This is a genomic window from Roseimaritima multifibrata (genome assembly GCF_007741495.1).
In the GTDB taxonomy this organism is placed as follows: domain Bacteria; phylum Planctomycetota; class Planctomycetia; order Pirellulales; family Pirellulaceae; genus Roseimaritima; species Roseimaritima multifibrata.
Genome location: NZ_CP036262.1, coordinates 6,034,327 through 6,054,078, shown reverse-complemented (window position 1 = coordinate 6,054,078; position 19,752 = coordinate 6,034,327). Strand labels below are relative to the sequence as shown.

The following is a 19,752-nucleotide window of genomic DNA, read 5'->3' as shown; positions in this document are numbered from 1 at the left end:
TTTTTGAAAAGCTAAAAAGTGTGACCAGTGAATTGGTGAGCGTTAGGATTAAGTAGACCGTGGTAGATTGCTTTAAAGCTATGTGACTCAACCATCTTTTTTAATGTTGCTATTTCAAGTTCGCCGTCTATGTAGATGTATGGGCCGAGTATGTTTATGTCAATACTGAGTATGCCTATTAAGATTGGTTCGATAGACGACTTGTCAGGGGTTTGCATGAAAGATATAAGATCTTGTGTGAATTCCAGTCCTTCGTCCAAAGTGTCTGTGCCCACAAGGTAGTGACGTTCGCCAATGGCATCGGGTAGATAGTGTCTGCCATTATGTTCGATAGAAAGATAGTTTTGTGCAAAACTAAGCACATCAGGGACCGTGATTTTTTCGTTGTCCGGAGTCTTGAAATGCCAGACCTGAAAAGAATCAACATACAGGTGGGCGTTGTCGAATCGACTGAAGGAGTTTTCTGTATGTTCGATCTTTGTTACAGGGTTAATTAGCGTATTTCTTGTGATCCCCGCGGCATTGAACGTGTCTGCGTGTAATGCTGTGGCGATCGCAGCAGCACTCGCTAGGCCGCCGCCAAGTGAGTGGCCAGTTAATTGCATCAACTGTAGGCTCGGAACATTTTTTTGAAGAACCGTCGTAAGTAGAATTGCCATTTCATAGTCAGCGCTATAATTTGAAGTCAATTGACTAAAGTTGGTGGCCCAGTCGTTCATGTCTTCTGGGTCTGTGCCGCGAAAAGCAAGGATGAAGCGTCCTGAAAAATGATCTAAGTATAGTCCGGCCCCGAAATTTGCGATCGAATCTGAATTTGGAGAATCCGTGGTAGGTGCACGATAGTAGAAAGAGTCTAGTATGTACTGCGCCTGGTTTTTTGAAAGTGTATGGCTCATTGCCATTAGTTTGAGTAAATCTTGCTGATTTTGATTGCTTATTAGTTTTAGGCCGTAGTCTGTTGATTCATGTGGCGTTCCGTAGATTCCATTGTTTCCGTATACCAGTTCTGCAGCCATTGCATTTCGTAGAGTTTGGTTTGAGCTTAATGTGTTGTAGAAAGACTCTTTTTTCACTGCTGTCCATTTGACACGGTCTTCCACGTTTAGGTTGTCGGGGCCAAGTAATTGAATTCGCAGTTTGTTTGATGGGGCTGAGAGGTTGTCAAGATCCTCTTTTGTGCGGATATCGTCACGTACATAGGTCGTTTCAATCCAGAGGGTGATTGTGCTGCTGTTGGGGTCGTAGCCGATTTCGTTTAAGGAAAGCTCGCTAAGGTAGCCTGAGATTCTGTGTCCGCCTTCTGTGACCAGGTTGTCGTTTCGGTTTGGGTCGTTTCGCGGGGTTGTCCATAATTGGATTGATCCAGATGAGTGAGGTAATGTAGTCAATGTGCTTATGACGACTTGAGTCTCAGGGGCAAGCCCTGTACTCACTCTGATGGAAACAGGAGTGAATTGGTAGTTAGCTTCAAGTTGTTCGTTTAGCAGGTTCGATGGGAATGATTCGTACAGTTGGATTGGTTTTATAATTTTGCCAATAGCAAACTCATTGTCTTCAAGGTACTCTTCCCAGCGGTCTCCTGCGGGCTGGGCGTAACCGTCGTTGTTGTCGCTATCGATGTCGACATCAATTCCCCATACATCTACGATGACAATATCTCCTATAACTTGTTTGGGAGAGTCGGATTCTCTTTCCGGCAACGTGTCGTCGGAGGTGAAGTTCCAGCCGTCAGCGACCCAGGCCATTTGAATTGAAGTTTGACTTGGAGAGATGTTGATACCTTCGATGAATACGGTGTCTTGACCCTCGTACTCAATGCCTTGCAGTGGCCTGCCGACTCCAAAGGTATCGGCGGTGGTGTCAGGCGAATTATGCGGTTTGATCCATTGGGTTTTATGAGCTGAGTCCCATAGTCGGATAATTGTTGGATCGTAAATTAGTATGTACCGTCCTTCTGTTGCAGGAACCATTTGGGGGCGAATGTCTGCGACTTGGTAGGCGATGACGTCATTTTCGCTTGAGATGGGTTTGTTCACGGGCACGATAGCGTCGCCTTGAGGAGGGTCCATGTCGCCGCTTATTCTGTAGTTGTCGTCAGGGCGATCCCAAAGGTCCGGGTAATTGTTGCCGTCATCGTCGTCGTTGTTGTAGGCAACGTCGACGTGCGTGACGGTAATCTGTGAACTGGCTAATCCGATTGTTTCTGGATTGAATTCACCATTCGTCATTTCGATGTCGTCATCGTGAACCATTAGGGTCAGTGGGTAAATTTCGGGCAGTGCTGCCCCGGCGGGAATCATTCGAGTCAGGGTCATCATGTCGAATTGAGAATTTGGACTCCACTCGCCGGTCGTCGTCTCGCCGTCTGCCCAGTTGGCGATCATCCTTAATTGATCTTGGCGTCCTGGGTCGATGACTGATACGGAAAGATTTAGAAGGCGGTTGCCATCGGTATCTTCGGTGACCTCGACCGTTGGTACGGAAGCAAACACGGGCGGAACGTTTTTGACGATGACTTCACTCTCGATTGTCTCTTCCGAGGTTTGGATTGTCACTTTCAGATCATCTTGGGGTCGGCCGTTTCCAGGCCACGGACCATCATCAGCTATCAGTCCAATGGACGCGACAACTTCATGGGTGCCGATAAAATAAATGATGTCATCATTGGACCAGATAGTCTCGCCTTCATCGTTTTGGTTGTTGAAGTTCAGGTCCGCTTGGATCTGAAGAAAGTCCGAGATTTGCAAGGGGCGAGAGAGTGTTAGCCGTACCTCAATTTGTGACGATCCCTCGTAAATCGTTGAGACCGCATGCGTAGGGGTCTGAAGCATGGTCTGGAATTGAATGCCAGTAATGGCCAGGGGCGAATCGTCCCATGAAGGCATCGATGGGAGCGTGCTAGTGGGAGTGCCCGTCGGCATTGGGAGTGCCGTGGGGAGTGGGACGCTTGTTAAGGTTGGTGTGCCTGAAGGGGTTGGCATTCCCGTCGGATTTGGGGTCCCTGTCGGAATTGGGGGTTCCGAAGAAGTCGGAGTCCCTGACAATGTTGGCGTTCCCGTTGAAATGGGAGGCTCGGACAACGTTGGAGTTTCGGTTGGAGCTGGAGGCTCATATGAGGTTGGGGTTCCAGTTGAGGTTGGAGTCCCGGACGGAGTTGGAGGCTGTGGCGAAGTTCCTGTTGGAGTCGGAGCCCCTGTCGGTGAAAGGGCTCCGGTGGAGGAGGGTGTTCCGGTCGGCGTCAGACTGCCTGTTGGATTTGGTAGGTCCGAAGGGTCTGGCATGCTAGGTAAAGTTGGGCTGCCAGTCGGCTGCGCTGTTCCCGTTAGAGTAGGGGACATCGTGAGCGTGCTGGTCGGAGACATTGTTAGCGTGCTGGTCGGGGACGTGGGGAGCGGGATGCAGGGGCCGACCATTCTTGCATTGGGAAGGCAATACTGTTCGCCTTCGTCAAGATCGCCTTCCCAGTCCATGGGCGAAGAAAGCGTAGAAGTTGTCGTGGGTGGGGTGTACGATCCGTAGCGGAGTATGTCGCTACTCAGGTCGTCTGAGCCCGCTTCGATTGTCGCCGAGGGGGTTGCGTTGCTCGCGAGAAGATCGTCGGCGATCGAGGTCGGGGTGGGAGGGGCGGACGTGTAGTTAAGGACGCCTAGTGAAAAGACTTCGTCGGGCTGCACGGGAGGGCTGGTCGTTGCAGTCTCCTCGATCGGTATCTCCACGACTGCCGCAGGTTCCGATGGTGTTGGAGCGTCGAGTGGAGAGGCCGCTAGCAGGTTGCGGCGTTCTAGTGACTCTAGAAGAAGACGCCGTCCGTTGCGGCGATTGCGTCCGTGCTGTTTGCCCGTGAACGAACGATCGGATACCGAGTGGTCTTTGCGATTCATGATTTTGCCCCGTGAATCGTGTGTGTGAAAAGGTTCCTTGGCCGTGTTTTCTGCTTTCGATAGCTTTTGTTCTGGAAGTACGTGAATGCCCCTGCAGGACTATGCTATGGGGTTTAATTGGTCGTTGCAAGCTTTTAAAGGTTAATTATTTGTTTTTTTATGTTTGATGTTTCTGTCGTTAAAGAAGAGTCCGTTGATTGGCAGGGGAGATGGTAGCCGTAGAATTCCATAACCGGACCGTGCATGGAAACAATCTGTTGGATGTGTTCAGGCGTTAGTGTTTCTCGCCAGTTGCCAGTTTTCCCGTTTCGAAAGAAGCGTCCGCTCCTAGAAGATTGACTGCGCTCAGCAAAGCCTTTTCTTTCTTCCTGTTGTTTGAGGTTACTGAATGAACTGGCTTGAATGGCATGTTTTAATCGCCGACTGTCCACATTCCATCCCAAAAAATTCAGGGCGTTACGGAACGTAAAATGAGGGGCTGCATGGAGGTCTTCGTAGCGAATAACATGCACCGGAAAGTTGTTGTGCTCGGTCCATGTACGCACGTGGTTGCTCCACGTTTGGAGGTATTGAGGGACAAGTTCTGCGTCTTTTCCACCAATGGAGAAGCGGGGATTGTTCATGGCTGAGATCGCACCGTCGGTCGAGAGCCCCATGTGATCGGCAAAGGAGTCGACCACATCCAAGGGATTGCGGATCACATAGATAGCCCCCAGTGTCAATTCTTTGCGGATGACTGGAAATCCGTTGTGCTGGACGCATGCATCATGCGTTTTTAGCAGGATCGGAGGTTTGATTGTTTGTGCAATGGATCGCTGTACCGCTTCACGTAACGAATCGATTTGGGGTATTTCTAGTTCTTGTTTGTTGGCGACCCGCAGAAAGGTCGCACGTCGTGAGGCAGAGATCGTTGACCGAAAGGCATCATCGATTTCGAAGTTCTTGTCGCGGTCCTGCTGGTATGCCGAAAGTAGCATTCGCATCCATGTGTTACCCGATTTAGGGTAAGACGCTAGCCAGACAAGTCGTTTCATCGGATTTTCTCCCTTGTTTGATTCTTATTGTTGGGTGACACCTGTTTCATTGCATGGTGTGAGGAATGTGGCAGTTGCTCTTTCAAGAGTACGCCTTCCGCCAAAGAATGCGATTCGAGCCAATCGCTTGAAGAGTGAGGTTGCGACCGTCGTAGCGGCTGAGGGAATAGAGGTCCCGCCTGTACTGAGTCGAAATCTTCCTCGCCGCTCGATATTGCGATACATGTGTGCAAACATGGTGCCCTTTGTATCTGATGTCGATTCTGCCACGACGACCACTTTAGCATGTTTTGATGCGTCGTGTCGTTGGGATGCACTGGAGCGTCAGTGCGTCATTGAGCGAGAGGTTCGCAGCGTCATCGACAGGACTAGCTGCCGTACGAACCGTGTTCTAGTGGGCAAGGCACTGCATTTGATGTCTTGAAGAAACGCAGGGCGGCTTGCACGGTTCCTACTCTGTGGGCCGACGCCACTAGTCCGTGGTATCACCGGTCCGTGGTGCTGCCTTTAGTGATGCAGCACAATGCTCATTCGCTTTTCGGCTTTGCCGCGTCACGGAAATTTGCTGCATGGAACCGCATGATTTTCAAACCTGCTGCGTCGTAGATTTGTTTTGCCGAGTGGGTAGCTCCGGGAACCACGATCCGTTCGTAGGGAATCTGTAGCGAGTCCAGGAATTGCATGTATTGCAAATTGTTCTCGTAATTGAATCCTTTGTCACCTACGTAGATCATCCATTGGACAGTGGGGTGAGGGCGTTTTGCGTAAACGCGGGCAAGGTCCCAAGTATTGTCCCCCGGGCTGAAACGGAGTTTTGGGTTTTCGTAGCCATCTTCTTCACTGATCCGTTTTTCGGTGGCATAGCCCCCACCGCCCGCCGCGGCGCTGCAAAATAGATCCGGGTGGCGAAGCGCTAGTCGCATGGTCGCTCGCCCACCTTGGGAGAAACCTTCTAAGGCTCGCCCTGAACGGTTGGCAATCGTTCGGTAGGTTGCGTCAATGTGGGGAATCAATTCTTCGATGAAGAGACTGGCCCCTTGTTTCTCCGGAGCATCAGGGATGTTGTAATGGCTGACGGGGCCACCATTAACAAAGACATAAATCGCTGCCGAGGCATCGGAGTTCGCCATCGCGTTGTCGATCGAGGCGGCTAGTCCGATGCTTTTGGTTTCGCTTCCGGGACGCCCTCCATGCAAATAGTAGACAACCGGAAATTTCTGATTGGGGTTGGCCTTGTATTCAGTAGGTAACAGGATCACATAGCCCACATCGCGGTTCAGCGAAGGACTGCGGAACGTTGCATGTTTAAGCGACGGATGGTGGTTCTTGGGCATCGCATTGACCCACTGAAAACCTTGTGCGGCCTTTGGGGGAGTGTTCCGTTTGGGCTTCTTGGGATTCTGTTCCGTCGCCGTACAAATGCCGGTCGTAGTAAGTGTCATCAGCAGAATAAGCGAACGTAAAAGCATGTTGGGTGGCTCGAGGACGGATGTGGGAAGAAGAGCACGGAGTGTCAAGGATATCCATCGCGCGCAAGCCAAGCAATCAAAAATCAACCGTCACGCAGTTGGGGATTTCGGTGGGGCCCGCGCGTATCTGGAAGGTTGCTTTGTAGTTGGCTTAGCCACCGATCTGGTACATTGCCCTCGCGGTCGGCGCGAATTCAATCGAATCTTTTCCGTGCCCTCGTTTTTTGGCAAGCACGCCTTCGCGTACGCGTTGAAGCAACATCGCGTCGCTGCCTCCTTCTCTTATTACCGCGCGCGCATCCCATTCGGCATCGGAGAATAGGCAGTTGCGCACCTGTCCTTCCGCGGTCAGGCGAAGCCGGTTGCAGGTGGAACAGAACGGCTGCGAAACAGAGTTAATCAAACCAATGCGTCCCCGCCCACCGGCAAACTCGTACTCGACAGCCGGTTGGCTAAGGTCGGGGCGATCGCAGGGACGCAGTTCGCCAACTTCGGACGTGAGGATTTCTCGGATGCGATCGCCGGTTAAGACATCTTCCTCTTTCCATTTGCCGTCGGCATCCAAGGGCATGAATTCGATGAACCGAAGATTCATGTTTTGTGCTTGGGCGAATTTGGCAAGCGGACTGATTTCAGTCTCTGTCAGTCCCTTAATTGCAATCGCATTTAGCCGGATGTTCTCAAATCCAGTCGCCTGAGCCGCGGCAATCCCGTTAAGGACTCGGTCGATTCCGCTGCGACGCGTGATTTTTTTAAACGTCTGCTCGTCAAGTGTGTCCAGCGAAATGTTAAGTCGATCGAGGCCCGCATCGCGTAGTGCCACGGCATATTGATCGAGTAAGATTCCGTTGGTTGTCATCGCGATATCTTCGATCGCAGGGATTGCACGCAGCATTTCGATCAGCTTTGGCAAATCCTTGCGCAGCAGCGGTTCGCCTCCTGTGATGCGAATCTTGTTAATGCCTGCGGCAGAGACCACGCGAACGAAGCGTTCAATCTCTTGGAAGGTCAGTAGTTCTGCTCGAGGACGAAAGCGTATGTTCTCGTTAGGCATGCAGTAGAAACAACGAATATTGCAGCGGTCGGTAACGCTAATTCGTAGATTTCGATGCACGCGGCCGAACGAATCGGTTAGTGGTTGCGAGGCGATGCACTGATCTGCAGAAGAAGGATTGACTGGCATGTCAGTGTTTGGTTCCGCTTGCACGTACGCTAACGATGGTGTGTTTGAAGGAGGGGCAATTACTAAACTCATCGGTGCTGTTCATTGGAATCAGCGGGTTCGCTTCAGGGAAATACATCGCCACGCATTGTCGTGGGATTGGATAAGCGACCACTCGAAATCCACAGACTTTACGTGTTTCTCCTTCAAAGTGACTTTCAACGTCAATCGCTTGCTCGGGCTTTAGTCCCTGTTCGGCAATGTCCGCTTCGTTCATCATCACAATTTGCCGCACGTTGTAGAGCCCACGGTAGCGGTCGTCCAGTCCGTAAATCGTTGTGTTGAATTGATCGTGACTTCGCACGGTGGTCATCGCGAATTGTCCAGGCTTGATCTCATCTTTCGGGATGGGATTGACCGTCATCACCGCTTTGCCGCTAGGGGTTGTGAAGTTTCGTTTGCGGGGGCCATTGGGAAGGTAGAAGCCCCCTTTTTGGCGGACAAGTTGATTGTAGTTTTCGCAGCCGGGAATGACTGCTGCGATCCCTTCGCGGATTTGATCGTAGTCGTCGGCCCAGGCCTGCCAGTCGATGCCGGTTCGGTCGCCGAGGACGGCGTGAGCCATTTTGCAGAGGATCGCAACTTCATTCATAAGGTCTTTTGAAGCAGGTGCGAATTTGCCCTGCGAACTTTGCACGACTCCCATCGAGTTTTCGGTGCTGGTGAACTGAGGCCTAGCCGGTTTGCCGTTGGCGGCGGGACGCACATCCGCTTCGGTTCGTCCCAAGCAGGGAAGGATCAGTGACCGTCGCCCGGTCAACAGATCCGCACGGTTCAGTTTGGTACCAATTCGGACTGTCAGGTCCGTGTTTTGAATCGCTTCGGCGGTGAATTGAGTGTCTGGAAGGGCAAGCAGGAAATTGCCGCCCAGCGACACCAGAACCTTTACCTTTCCCTCGTGCATCGCTTTCGCGGTACGTTGGGAATCGAATCCCCGCTCTTGCGGCGGGTGAAATCCGAAGACCTTTTCAATTTGATCGAGCAATGATTGTGGAGGCTTTTCCCAGACGCCCATGGTGCGGTCCCCTTGGACATTGGAGTGCCCGCGTACACAGCACGCTCCTGCGCCTGGCTTGCCAATCGCTCCGCGAATGAGAAGTAGGTTTAGCAGTTCCTGGACATTTTGGGTGCCATTGCGATGCTGGGTAACGCCAAGGCACCAACAGACAATGATCCGGGATGTCTCGCTAGCCCACTTCGCGGCCTGCACGATTTGGTTCTTGGGAATGCCGCTTCGCGAAACGATTTGGTCCCAGGACGCCTCGCGAACGTTCGCAAGTAGATCGGCCATTCCCTCGGTAAATTCTTCCGTAAACTGGCGGTCTATCACGTCGCCCCGTTCGTCTTCCCATTCGACTAGCTGTTTGATGATCCCTTTGAAAAGTGGGATGTCGCCATTGATTTTGACTTGCAGGAACAGGTCGGTCAGTTGCGTTGAAATCCCCAGCATTCCCGATACCTGCTGAGGGTTCATGAATCCCATCAATCCTGCTTCGGGCAGAGGATTGACGCTGATGATCTTTGCCCCATTGCGTTTGGAAGTTTGCAATGCGGACAGTTGGCGTGGATGGTTTGTGCCAGGGTTTTGGCCAACCACAAAAACCAGTTCTGCTTTTTCAAAATCATCCAGCTTTACCGTTCCCTTTCCCATCCCCATCATTTTGGTGAGTGCACGGCCACTTGCTTCGTGGCACATGTTGGAGCAGTCAGGAAGGTTGTTGGTGCCATAGCCTCTGGCGAAGATCTGGTATGCGAATGCGGCTTCATTGGTCGCTTTGCCCGAAGTGTAGAAAGCCGCTTGGTCGGGGGAGTCTAAGTTGTTCAGCTCTTCTGCGATCAGCTGGAAAGCATCTTCCCAGCGGATCGGTTGGTAGTGCGAGGCTCCTTCATCGAGGAACATCGGTTCGGTTAGACGCCCTTGTTGTTCAAGCCAGTAATCCGAATGCCTGGACATCTCGCTGATGCTATGATCACGAAAAAACTGGGCGGTGGCTCGACGTTTATCCGATTCATGGGCAACCGCTTTGGCGCCATTTTCGCAGAATTCAAATGAGGACCGGTGGGTATCGGATTCGGGCCATGCACATCCTGGGCAATCGAATCCTTGGGCCTGATTCAATTGCAACATCGGCAACGTCCCGCGCAGCAGGCCGGCTTCTCCAATTCCATATTGGAAGCTTTTTAGAACCGCCTCGACTCCTGCTGCTTTGGTCTTGACCGCCTTTTGCCGTAGTTCAACGTCTTGTTCGGTGGGGACCAAGTGGATTACGCCATGGCCGCGATCGACGGCTCCGTCATGATCATCCTTGCGAGAGATGACATCGATACCAGATTGAGAATTCGTTGACGTCATGGTTATCGTCTCCTTCGAATGCGGTCCTGCCCGCAGTAAATATTAAAACGTTGATTGCGAACAAATCCGATCAGAGTCATTTGGTGACGTTCCGCCAGATCGATCGCCAAGCTAGAGGGAGCCCCCACGGCAACAAGTACGGGGATGCCTGCGACAAGTGCTTTCTGCACCAGTTCAAAACTGACTCGACCGCTGACAACGAGGATCGATTCGCTGAAACGTGAATCGTCTGCATACGATTGAGATCCGATCAGTTTGTCGAGGGCATTGTGTCGGCCCACATCTTCGCGGAGGCAAATCAATTCACCGGAGGTGCTGAACAGGCCGCTGGCGTGCAGGCCACCTGTACTGTCAAAGAGGCGTTGCGTCGCCCGTAGCTTGTCCGGCAGTGAATGGATGAGTTCCGGCGAGATGGCTTGAGGTAAAGCTTCGAGGGGTTGCTGGATGTGTACGGTGACGGCATCGATGGAGGTCTTGCCGCAAACCCCGCAGCTGCTGGACGTGTAGAAATGCCTGCGAAGTCGCTCGGTGTCTATTCTGCAATGCGCGGGCAGATAGACACGAACGATGCTTCCTTTTGAGCAGAGCCGGACGCCTTCGATATCGGATGCGGAACGGATGAGCCCTTCGGAGAGTAGGAATCCCAAGGCAAGTTCGGTGTCATCACCCGGCGTGCGCATCGTGACAGAAATGGGCGATTCGCATTTTGTTCCGTCGATGGTTTGGACGATGCGAATTTCAAGCGGCTCTTCTATCGCAAGCGAATCGGTGAGCGTCGCCCATTCGTCATCTTCGACGCGGCAAACTTCATAGCCCCGTGAACCAGCTTGAATAACGATGGGTTTGATCGATCCACTCATGAACTACCGAGTTAGTGGGAGATTAAGATGGCCGGCGGGATCGCGATGAATCGATTTTTCCCTGTTCAATACGGTACACCAGGGGACTTTTTGCGGCAACCATTTGCAGGCCCGTGAAGCGGGGGGGGGCATGCCTGCGTTCAGGGGCGAGGCATGGCGGAACATGCGACACGTCCTTATTTGGTGTTAGAATGATGCGTGCTAATCCTGTCCCGCCCGATCTCCTTCCTTAGTAGAAACCTGCCCGATGAACGATTGGAAATTTTACACGAAGTCCCTTTGGGCTTTTCTGGCTGTCCCGTTGTTAGCGACAGGCATTATCTTAAGTGTATCGCAGTCTGCCTGGGCCGCTGACGAAGAAAAGGCTGCTGTTGCTAGGTGCCAAGTGGTTCCTCAGGCGGGCCATCGGGTCTCATTGCAGGTGGATGGGGTCGAAAAAGCCGTGTGGAATTTTAGCGATGCCTATCCTCGCCCTTTCTTTTTTCCTCTAAATGGTCCTGCGGGGACCTCGCTGACCAGAATCGGCCATCCAGGAGCCCCGAACCATGATCATCATTTAAGTGTTTGGTTTGCCCATCATGACGTGGACGGAATCAGTTTTTGGGCGAACTCCTCAAAAGCCACAGTTGTTCAGAAGGAGTGGCTGACGTACCAGGATGGCGATGGAGCGGCAACGATGGCAGTGAGGAATGAATGGAGAGACGCCGAGGGGACGCCACGGCTAGACCAGCAGGTTGTTGCGTCGCTGATCGCACTTCCCGATGGTGAGTCCATGCTAGAAATTCAGACGACGCTCGCAGCCCCTGAGGGAGTGGAATCGGTTGTGCTGGGGAAAACAAATTTCGGACTGTTGGCCGTGCGCGTGGCCAAAGGCTTGTCCGCTCACTTTGGCGATGGGCAGCTAACCAGTAGCGAAGGGCGTCAAGGCGAAAAAGAGAACTTCGAAAAGTCAGCTCGATGGATGGACTACAGCGGTTCGGTCGGGGCGGGAAGCGGAGCGGCGAGGACAACCGTGCGTGAAGGTATCACGTATCACGATCATCCATCTAACCCTGGCTACCCCAGTGGCTGGCACGTTCGCAATGATGGCTGGATGGGGTCTTCATTGACGATGCGTGAGCCGATCGAAATTAAGCAGGGCGAGCCACTGACGGTGCGTTATCTATTGCACACCCATCGAGGCGACATGGATGCTTCGCAGGCCAAGGAAATCCATTCTGCATTTAGCAACCGTCCGGGGTGGGAGCTTAAGAAAGCACCTCGCCCGCACGTCGCTTGGGAAGTCGTCCGTAAGGAATCTTGAGACCCTTTCCGCTTGTTAGAAAGCCAAGTTCATGCGGAGGCCTGCGACAAGCGCGGTGTTCAGCGATTTTTGAGCGGGCATCAAGACCTGCATGTCAGGAGTGATGGTCAGGGCAGGGGTGACCGCTGCGTTGTAGAACAGCTCAATACCCTGTCCGTCGCCAATGGGACCCAGTGCCGTTTCGAGGAACCGGCCCACATCGCTGCTTGTGCCTGCGTAGAAGTATCCGGCACCAAAGCTGTCGTTGGTGCGGTGTTTCAGCGGGCTTGCACCACCAATCCCTGCAGACAAGAAGTACTGGAGAGGATTGGTCTGTTTGTCCGCGATTCCAGCTCGAGCGAAATATCCCCAGGTTCGTTTCGGATCGCAGCGGTCTTGAACCAAAGCTTGGTCGCAGTTCCAGTAGAGAGACCACGAACCGCTTTGGCGGTCGATGGGAACATTGGGCAGGATGATTCGAGGGTCTTGGTCCAGTGAAATCATGTCGCGGCTGCTCCAGGTTGCACCAAACAGTTGGTGACCTGGGAGACCGTAAAAATCGGTCGGCAAATTGAGTTCACCGCTCAGCACGACCCCTTCACTAAACAGCTCGCTAAAGCCCGACGTCCGAGTTGTATTGGTCGGGTTCCAGACGATGAAACTCAACAGGGGCGCACCGTCTTTGAGGAATGCAAATCCAGCGCCCAGGGTGGAGTAGGGGATCGTTCGCAGCGCGATCGGATTGACGACAAATCCCAGGTTGGAAAATTGTCGGATCCCGCGTCCATGGGCATAGGCGTTTGCATCACCATCAAGTGCGTCCATCTTGCCAGCGAAAAGAACGAATTCTTCCGAAAGCGCTTGGGTGATCATGAAATTCGTTATGTAGAGGTCTTCATGATTCGGAACGGGCAGGTCGGCAGCCACGTTGGAAGGGAGTACAGAACCGGTGATTCCCGACAGCGAAGTTCCAAATCGATGTTCCGCTCGGACTTTGAGGAACAGTCCTTCTTGAACGCCCAGTTTTCCAAAGTCAACATTCGCCAGATAGTCGCCATGGCCCGAGTAGAGGAAACGCTGCTCGTTCCCACCGGTCGTATTGCCCATGTAGAACTGAGTGAGATTGTTTTGAAAGGTGATGCCTTGGTCGGCCGCGTTCAGGCGGATCCGTTTCATGTCCGCAAGAAACCCGGAACCGTGAAGATCGCATGAACAACCGCCCAAGCCATCGCACGTGACGCATTGCCCATCGCACGTAACGGATGGACCATCGCAGATTGTCTGGGCGTTTGCTGCACCGGTGGGGAGCAACGCCGCAATCAGCCCCATCATCAAGATCATTCTTCGCGGACCGAATCGGTGGGAGAGATGCTTGGCTGCAGCGAAATCATACATCATCGATTCATCCTGAAATGGGCCCTGGCAAGTCGCTTTTCAGGAAGATGCATCGGTAGTCGGGGGGAACGGACGCCAGCGTGATTGTTGCAGGGGCTTCTTTGGGAAGATCTAGGGGGCCGATATCGCGGGTCGTAGTGGATAATCGTTCTGTTAGCAAAGAGATGATCGCCCGGCAGTATCCTTCGATCACACCTCTTTCCATCGCGAGCCTAAAGGTTCACAATCATGGCTGGTCGCGCCTCGCGAGCGTGAAGCGTGGCAAGTATGGAACTAGTCTTGGTTTAGCGGGTCTTTCCTGATGATTTTGATGTTGCTTCAGCCATCCTGCCGCAAGGCCGGAGGTTTCATTGCGACGGCCAGCTCGCTGGCACTACTTTTCTGTTCGATTGGTTGCGACAAGCAATCGTCAACTGGAAAAGGTCCCGCAGTGCTGCAAAAGGTCCGCTTTGTCCCTGCCATCGAAGACGAAGTCGTCAACTATGTCGATTTGGTGGGGCGGACCGCTGCGAACACTGAGGTGCAAGTCCAGGCCCGAGTTTCAGGGTTTCTGTTAGAGAAAAAATTTACGGACGGCCAACTTGTCAAAAAAGGAGAGGTTCTTTTTAAGATCGATCCTGAGGTCTACCAAGCGGTCCACGCACAATCGAGTGCTGAGGTTAAAGTCCGCGAAGCCCAGTTAGAACTGGCCAAAAAGACATTTGCTCGCTCCGAAAAATTGCATGCTCAAAGTGCGATTTCGGACGAAGAATTCGAGCAAAACGAAGCCTCCGTCGCCGAGGCCGAGGCACAACTGGAGGTAGCCAAAGCGAATTTCCAACGGACTCTCTTGGATGTTAAGGATACCGACGTGATTTCCCCGCTGACCGGACGCGTTAATCGAGCCCTTGTGGATCCCGGCAACTATGTCAGCGGTGGTTTTGGTATTGGAACCATCCTTACCAAGATTCTTTCGGATCAACCGATCAAAGCCGTCGCGAACGTGGATGAGAATGTTCGTCTGCGGTTTATGCGTGATTTGCGAAAGATGGCCGGTGCTGATTTTAAGGAGACCGACAAAATCGAAGACAAGAAAATGCCTTGTTTTCTTCAGTTGCAGGATGAGACCGGATTTCCGCACGAAGGGATCATCACTTTTGCTGAAACGGGTATTAACGAGGAAACGGGAACCTCACGCATCGAAGCAACCTTCGAGAATCGTGACGGATTGCTTAAGGCGGGGATGTTTGTTCGGCTTCGCGTGCAGAGTTCCAATTTCTATAAGGCTGTGCTTGTTCCAGAGCGGGCCATTGGAACCGATCAAGCGACTCGATTCGTTTATGTGATCAATGCCGAGAACAAGATTGAACAGCGGCAGGTAACTTTGGGGGAACTAAAGAATAATCTGCGGGTTATTTCGTCTGGCGTTTCCCCGGGAGAGAAAGTGGTTACCGCAGGTCTGCTGTTGATCCGAAACGGTCAAGAGGTGGAATCGGTGATTGATGGAGCGGGTGCAGACGCTCCTCCAGCAAGTGTTAAGGCGACGCCTGCTCCAGATTCCGCAGCGCCGTCTGATTCGACCGAATGATCGAGCGAGCTTCTTAAGCCTGCACGTTTCTAAGCACCTCACCGTTACCAAGTTTCACGATCGGAACGCACTGCCGTGATCTCTCTATTTTTCATCAAGCGTCCCATCTTCGCATGTGTGATTTCGGTCCTGATTGTGTTGGCCGGTGGGATATTTGTCTGGACGCTTCCGATCGCCCAGTATCCTGAAATCACGCCCCCTTCGGTGCAGGTGACTGCTAAGTACCCGGGGGCCAGCAGCGAAGTTGTGGCAGCAACCGTTGCCGCTCCCATCGAGCAGCAGGTCACCGGCGTCGAAAACATGTTGTACATGTCCAGCCAATCGACCAATGACGGAGGGTATACGTTAACCGTTACCTTTGACGTCGGCACCGACCTCGATATGGCTCAGGTGTTGGTTCAAAACCGAGTCAACTTGGCGACTCCGATCCTTCCGGCCGAAGTCAAGAATATCGGTGTATCGGTGGTGAAAAGTTCCCCCAGTGCTTTGTTGGCAATCAACCTGTTTTCTCCCGATCAATCCCGTGATCAGTTGTACTTAAGCAATTACGGAACGATTCGTTTGAAAGACGAATTGGCGAGGATCGGAGGGGTCGGCAGCATTTCGATCATCGGGCAGCGTGATTACAGCATGCGGATCTGGTTGGATCCGACGCGCATGGCGGCTTTAGAATTAACTGCCACCGACATTATTAACTCGCTGCGTGAGCAGAACGTTCAGGTCGCCGCCGGAGCGCTTGGGCGAGCTCCGATTGAATCCGGGCAACAGTTTCAGTACACCCTGAAAACCCTTGGACGCTTGACCTCCACAGAAGAGTTTGGCGATATCGTCATCAAGGTCGGTAAGGCGGGGCAAGTTGTCAAACTGAAAAACGTGGTTACCGAACAACGGACCACAGAAGATGGGCAGGTCTTTGGGGGGATCGATTACGGGGCCGCATTCTCGGACACCAGGTGTGTTTTGGATGGTGTCCCTTCGTCGGGCCTGATGATCTATCAGCTTCCGGGCTCCAATGCGCTTGATACTGCGGAACTTATTAAGCAAAAGATGGAAGCGATGAGGAAGGATTTTCCTGAGGGGGTCGAATACTCAATCAGTTATGACACCACTCCCTTTATTGGAGAGTCGATTCACGAGGTGTTTAATGCATTGATCGATGCGATCTTTTTGGTCGCGATCGTCGTTTTGATTTTCTTGCAGTCCTGGCGTGCAGCGATCATTCCATTGTTGGCCGTGCCGGTCGCTATTATCGGGACGTTTGCGGTGATGGCCGGGATCGGTTTTAGCTTGAACAACCTTTCTCTATTCGGGCTTGTGTTGGCTATCGGGATTGTGGTCGATGATGCGATCGTTGTTGTTGAAGCGATTGAGCATAAGCTTGAGCACGGGATGGGGCCTGTCGAGGCGGCTGAAGAGGCGATGAAAGAGGTTGCCGCACCGATCATTGCGGTTTCGTTGGTTTTGATGTGTGTGTTTATTCCCTGCTTGTTTATCTCAGGGATTACAGGGCAGTTCTTTAAACAGTTCGCTGCGACGATCGCCGTGTCGACGTTTTTCAGTGCCGTCAATTCGTTGACGCTTAGTCCAGCCTTGGCAGCTTTGTTGCTGAAGCCACGTTCGGAGAAACCGGATCATCTTTCTCGTCTGATCAATTTGTTGTTTGGTTGGTTCTTTCGGCTCTTCAATCGATTCTTTAGCGGTGTTTCGGATGCCTATGCGGGGTCGGTCCGCTGGTTGGTACGGCTTTCCTTCGTGGCATTGTTGTTGTATGCCGGATTGATTTGGGGGACCTATAAAGGGATGACGACCGTTCCGGCTGGTTTTGTCCCCGCCCAGGACAAAGGCTACCTGCTGGTCGATATCCAACTGCCCGATTCCGCTTCCTTGGAACGGACCGAAAATGTTGTCAAACATCTAAACAAGGTTCTGCTCGGTGAGCTTGCCGGAGACTCCGAAACACTAACCAAACGGGTTCTTCAGTCGGATCCCGATGACGTTGGGGTCGAAGAAGCGAATCATGTTGTTCCCGGGGTCGAGCACACACTTGGAATCGTCGGCCAATCGGTGGTTCAGAATGCGGTCGGGTCTAATCTGGCATCCGTGTTTGTGATCCTGAACGAGTTTGAGGACCGGGAATCTCCTGACCTTTACTCGGACAAAATCGCGAATGCGATCCGGAAGGCCGTTGCTGCAGACATTTTGGAAGCAAGGATTTCGGTTTTTGGCCCACCGCCTGTCGATGGATTGGGAAGCGGTGGCGGGTTCAAGATTATGGTCCGTGATATCGGACAGAATGGCTTGGAAGAGCTTCAGAAGGTGACCAATCAAGTGGCTGCAAAGGGATCTGCTAACCCGATTATCTTGGGGATGGCCAGCGGGTTCCGTGCGAATACGCCGCAGAAGTTTGTCGATATCGATCGCGAAAAATGCAAAACGCTGAACATTCCTTTGAATGAAGTTTTCACCGCCCTGCAAACTTATTTGGGCGGTTACTACGTCAACGACTTCAACGCGTTTGGGCGGACTTGGCAAGTCAACTTGCAGGCGGACCCCGCCTATCGGATTACCCCAGAACAAGTGACGCAGTTGTTTGTTCGCAATCATGCCGGCCAGATGATTCCGCTGGGAGCGGTTGTCACCGTTAGTGATACAACGGGGCCTGCTTCGGTTTTGCGTTACAATGGATTCGCAGCCGCTGCCATTAATGGGATGGCAATGCCCGGTGTCGCATCTGGGGATACGATTAAGGCCGTTGAAGAGGTGGTCGCTGAAGAACTGCCGTTTGGCTTTGATTCAGAATGGACCGAGCTAACATTTCTTCAGATCCAAGCTGGTAACACCGCACTGATTGTGTTTGGGCTGGCAGTTGTTTTGGTTTACCTTGTGTTGGCCGCACAATATGAAAGTCTAAGGTTGCCTTTGGCGGTCATCCTCGTTGTCCCAATGTGCTTGTTGTGCTCGGTCATTGGGGTGGCAATCGCCGGGATGGACATCAATATCTTTGTCCAGATTGGATTTGTTGTGTTGGTTGGTTTGGCGAGCAAGAATTCGATTCTGATCGTCGAATTTGCGATCGAGCAGCAGCTGAAGGGAATGACCAAGCTGGAAGCGACCCTGCAGGCTTGCAAGCTTCGCCTGCGGCCCATCATCATGACTTCGTTGGCCTTTATCCTTGGCGTGCTGCCGCTGGTATTGGCATCAGGAGCGGGTGCTGAAATGCGAGCGACGCTAGGCGTTGCCGTCTTTTCAGGAATGTTGGGAGTCACCTTCTTTGGTCTGCTGCTGACGCCCGTTTTCTATTACTTGCTGGCTCCAGAAACCAAAACCGATGCCAAGTAGAAGCCGATAGGCGGCGCTAGCGCATGAAGAAGGGCCATGGTGAAGCCCTCCCTGCCTCACCATAGCCCGTCAACTGTTGGAACGATGGTGACCATCGTTCCACCCTCCCATTCCATGGTATGAATGGTATCGGAATGAAAAGAGCCGATCCTGAATCGAAAATTCAGGATCGGCGAAAAAAGAGTTTCTCGCGGACTGCTAGTCCTTGGTGCAAAACAAGTTAGCGTGTGGGACTGGGGAGAGCCCCGTTCGATATGCTCGTTTACTCGCAGGAGCTGCATCCGCAGCTATGCTTACCAAGGACGGGAGGTCCGTTGTAGCGAGCACTCTTGTTCAGACATTCGCAAGTGCCATGGATATGCTTGTGATATTTTTGTCCGCGGCGTTCTTTCTCGGCTGCGTATCCGGCCCAAACGTCTTTGTAGCAGTCCCGTCCGTTGTACATCGATTCTAAGGAATCGGGTGGTGGTAGCGACGGCTTGCGGTTGCTGGTGTAGTAATTTCCGCCGTAGGAATCGCCATGCCCATAGGGCGTGATGGCGGGCGAAGATTCGTACGCCATTGCGATGTCGGTCGGCTGCCGGCTCTGACGCTCAAACATCTGATCGAAGTCGATTTGCCCCTGGGACTCCGCAGGAGCGGTTAACGGAGTCTGGACGGAGGGGCTCCATTCTGGATTGGTGGCGGGTTCGCTGGGGAGAGAAAAGCCAGCGGAGAGGTCGTCGCTAGGTGTGGGCGCTAAGATGCTTTTAGGAGAAGAGAGCGGCTGGGGAGGGAGGGGGGCCGGTATTTCTTTGGGTTCAACTTGGGGAGCCATCCCTTCGATCTTGTTGGATTCATCAAGCAGTTTGCCGTCTCTGGTCGATTCAATCATCCCTTCGTCGGCTGCATCCAATGACGGTGGAATGATGGGAGCCGGGCTGGAGAGCGGTTTGAGCGACGGTTCTGGAAGCGACTCCGCTTCCTCGGGCAAGGAGTCAAGAAGGTCGATGCCGTTGTCCAGCAGTTCCTCCTTTTCTTCTTCCACGGGAAGTTCCGGGAGCTGGGCAAGTAGCTGATGGAATTTTGCTTGATCCGACGCTTGCACACAGGTGGCTACCAGCATGCAGCTGATGGTTGACAGCGATACTAACTGCAACTTGATTGTAAGAATCTTCATTGAAGAACCCTCCTGGCTTGGCTGTTATGGGCATAAAGAAAGCAATCCCATGTGAGTGGACCGATCGAATTCCGGTATGGAGAATGAACGGTCCACTCAGCGTGGGTTCGCATCGGTTCGCTTGCCCTATGAAGTGGTAACATGAACCACATTTACCGCGAGGCCGGTGCCGCGGTGGGTGAACCGTATGA

The 19,752-nt window shown here is 52.7% G+C and carries 12 protein-coding genes; 4 read left to right on the top strand and 8 right to left on the bottom strand.

Annotation, left to right across the window (positions count from 1 at the left end):
- Positions 1-11: 11 nt before the first annotated feature.
- Entirely contained in the window at positions 12-2,831 is a 2,820-nt protein-coding gene (locus tag FF011L_RS21965; RefSeq protein WP_145354120.1) for a hypothetical protein, read from the bottom strand.
- A gap of 13 nt (positions 2,832-2,844) precedes the next feature.
- On the opposite strand from FF011L_RS21965, the gene FF011L_RS21960 reads away from it, so the two are divergent.
- Positions 2,845-3,519, top strand: coding sequence for a hypothetical protein (locus FF011L_RS21960; RefSeq protein ID WP_145354119.1), 675 nt, complete (start codon positions 2,845-2,847; stop codon positions 3,517-3,519).
- A 496-nt stretch (positions 3,520-4,015) separates the two neighbouring features.
- Here FF011L_RS21960 and FF011L_RS21955 read toward each other — a convergent pair whose 3' ends face one another.
- The 5 genes from FF011L_RS21955 to fdhD all read right to left on the bottom strand — a co-directional run bounded on the left by FF011L_RS21955 (position 4,016) and on the right by fdhD (position 10,819).
- On the bottom strand, positions 4,016-4,915 hold the full coding sequence (locus FF011L_RS21955) for a sulfotransferase domain-containing protein (protein WP_145354118.1): 900 nt from the start codon (positions 4,913-4,915) through the stop codon (positions 4,016-4,018).
- 527 nt (positions 4,916-5,442) lie between these two features.
- Positions 5,443-6,357 (bottom strand): alpha/beta hydrolase, encoded by a 915-nt coding sequence (locus tag FF011L_RS21950; protein ID WP_246109564.1) that lies wholly within the window; start codon positions 6,355-6,357, stop codon positions 5,443-5,445.
- 178 nt (positions 6,358-6,535) lie between these two features.
- The gene (gene moaA, locus FF011L_RS21945; RefSeq protein ID WP_145354116.1) at positions 6,536-7,567 is read right to left on the bottom strand and encodes a GTP 3',8-cyclase MoaA; all 1,032 of its coding nucleotides are present in this window, start codon (positions 7,565-7,567) and stop codon (positions 6,536-6,538) included.
- A 1-nt stretch (position 7,568) separates the two neighbouring features.
- Positions 7,569-9,959, bottom strand: a complete 2,391-nt coding sequence (locus FF011L_RS21940) for an FdhF/YdeP family oxidoreductase (protein ID WP_145354115.1) — start codon at positions 9,957-9,959, stop codon at positions 7,569-7,571.
- 2 nt (positions 9,960-9,961) lie between these two features.
- Positions 9,962-10,819, bottom strand: coding sequence for a formate dehydrogenase accessory sulfurtransferase FdhD (gene fdhD, locus FF011L_RS21935; protein ID WP_145354114.1), 858 nt, complete (start codon positions 10,817-10,819; stop codon positions 9,962-9,964).
- 247 nt (positions 10,820-11,066) lie between these two features.
- Between fdhD and FF011L_RS21930 the strand changes: the two genes are divergently transcribed.
- Positions 11,067-12,122 carry a DUF6807 domain-containing protein gene (locus FF011L_RS21930; RefSeq protein ID WP_145354113.1) on the top strand — a complete coding sequence of 352 codons (1,056 nt, stop codon included), beginning with the start codon at positions 11,067-11,069 and terminating at the stop codon, positions 12,120-12,122.
- Positions 12,123-12,137: 15 nt separating this feature from the next.
- On the opposite strand, the gene FF011L_RS21925 is transcribed toward FF011L_RS21930, so the two are convergent.
- Positions 12,138-13,499: a carbohydrate porin gene (locus FF011L_RS21925; RefSeq protein ID WP_246109563.1), complete on the bottom strand. Its 1,362-nt coding sequence runs from the start codon at positions 13,497-13,499 to the stop codon at positions 12,138-12,140.
- 307 nt (positions 13,500-13,806) lie between these two features.
- Between FF011L_RS21925 and FF011L_RS21920 the strand changes: the two genes are divergently transcribed.
- Positions 13,807-15,063 carry an efflux RND transporter periplasmic adaptor subunit gene (locus FF011L_RS21920; protein ID WP_218932804.1) on the top strand — a complete coding sequence of 419 codons (1,257 nt, stop codon included), beginning with the start codon at positions 13,807-13,809 and terminating at the stop codon, positions 15,061-15,063.
- Positions 15,064-15,138: 75 nt separating this feature from the next.
- Positions 15,139-18,402, top strand: a complete 3,264-nt coding sequence (locus tag FF011L_RS21915; protein WP_246109562.1) for an efflux RND transporter permease subunit — start codon at positions 15,139-15,141, stop codon at positions 18,400-18,402.
- A gap of 262 nt (positions 18,403-18,664) precedes the next feature.
- Here FF011L_RS21915 and FF011L_RS21910 read toward each other — a convergent pair whose 3' ends face one another.
- On the bottom strand, positions 18,665-19,561 hold the full coding sequence (locus tag FF011L_RS21910) for a hypothetical protein (protein WP_145354111.1): 897 nt from the start codon (positions 19,559-19,561) through the stop codon (positions 18,665-18,667).
- Between the last annotated feature and the right edge of the window lie 191 nt (positions 19,562-19,752).

What these genes read in the sequence shown, in the direction of transcription:
- FF011L_RS21965 (WP_145354120.1), bottom strand. Translation starts at nt 2,831, where the DNA reads ATGCTTCAGACCCCTACGCATGCGGTCTCAACGATTTACGAGGGATCG.
- FF011L_RS21960 (WP_145354119.1), top strand. Translation starts at nt 2,845, where the DNA reads ATGCCAGTAATGGCCAGGGGCGAATCGTCCCATGAAGGCATCGATGGG.
- FF011L_RS21955 (WP_145354118.1), bottom strand. Translation starts at nt 4,915, where the DNA reads ATGAAACGACTTGTCTGGCTAGCGTCTTACCCTAAATCGGGTAACACA.
- FF011L_RS21950 (WP_246109564.1), bottom strand. Translation starts at nt 6,357, where the DNA reads ATGACACTTACTACGACCGGCATTTGTACGGCGACGGAACAGAATCCC.
- moaA (WP_145354116.1), bottom strand. Translation starts at nt 7,567, where the DNA reads ATGCCAGTCAATCCTTCTTCTGCAGATCAGTGCATCGCCTCGCAACCA.
- FF011L_RS21940 (WP_145354115.1), bottom strand. Translation starts at nt 9,959, where the DNA reads ATGACGTCAACGAATTCTCAATCTGGTATCGATGTCATCTCTCGCAAG.
- fdhD (WP_145354114.1), bottom strand. Translation starts at nt 10,819, where the DNA reads ATGAGTGGATCGATCAAACCCATCGTTATTCAAGCTGGTTCACGGGGC.
- FF011L_RS21930 (WP_145354113.1), top strand. Translation starts at nt 11,067, where the DNA reads ATGAACGATTGGAAATTTTACACGAAGTCCCTTTGGGCTTTTCTGGCT.
- FF011L_RS21925 (WP_246109563.1), bottom strand. Translation starts at nt 13,499, where the DNA reads ATGATGTATGATTTCGCTGCAGCCAAGCATCTCTCCCACCGATTCGGT.
- FF011L_RS21920 (WP_218932804.1), top strand. Translation starts at nt 13,807, where the DNA reads ATGTTGCTTCAGCCATCCTGCCGCAAGGCCGGAGGTTTCATTGCGACG.
- FF011L_RS21910 (WP_145354111.1), bottom strand. Translation starts at nt 19,561, where the DNA reads ATGAAGATTCTTACAATCAAGTTGCAGTTAGTATCGCTGTCAACCATC.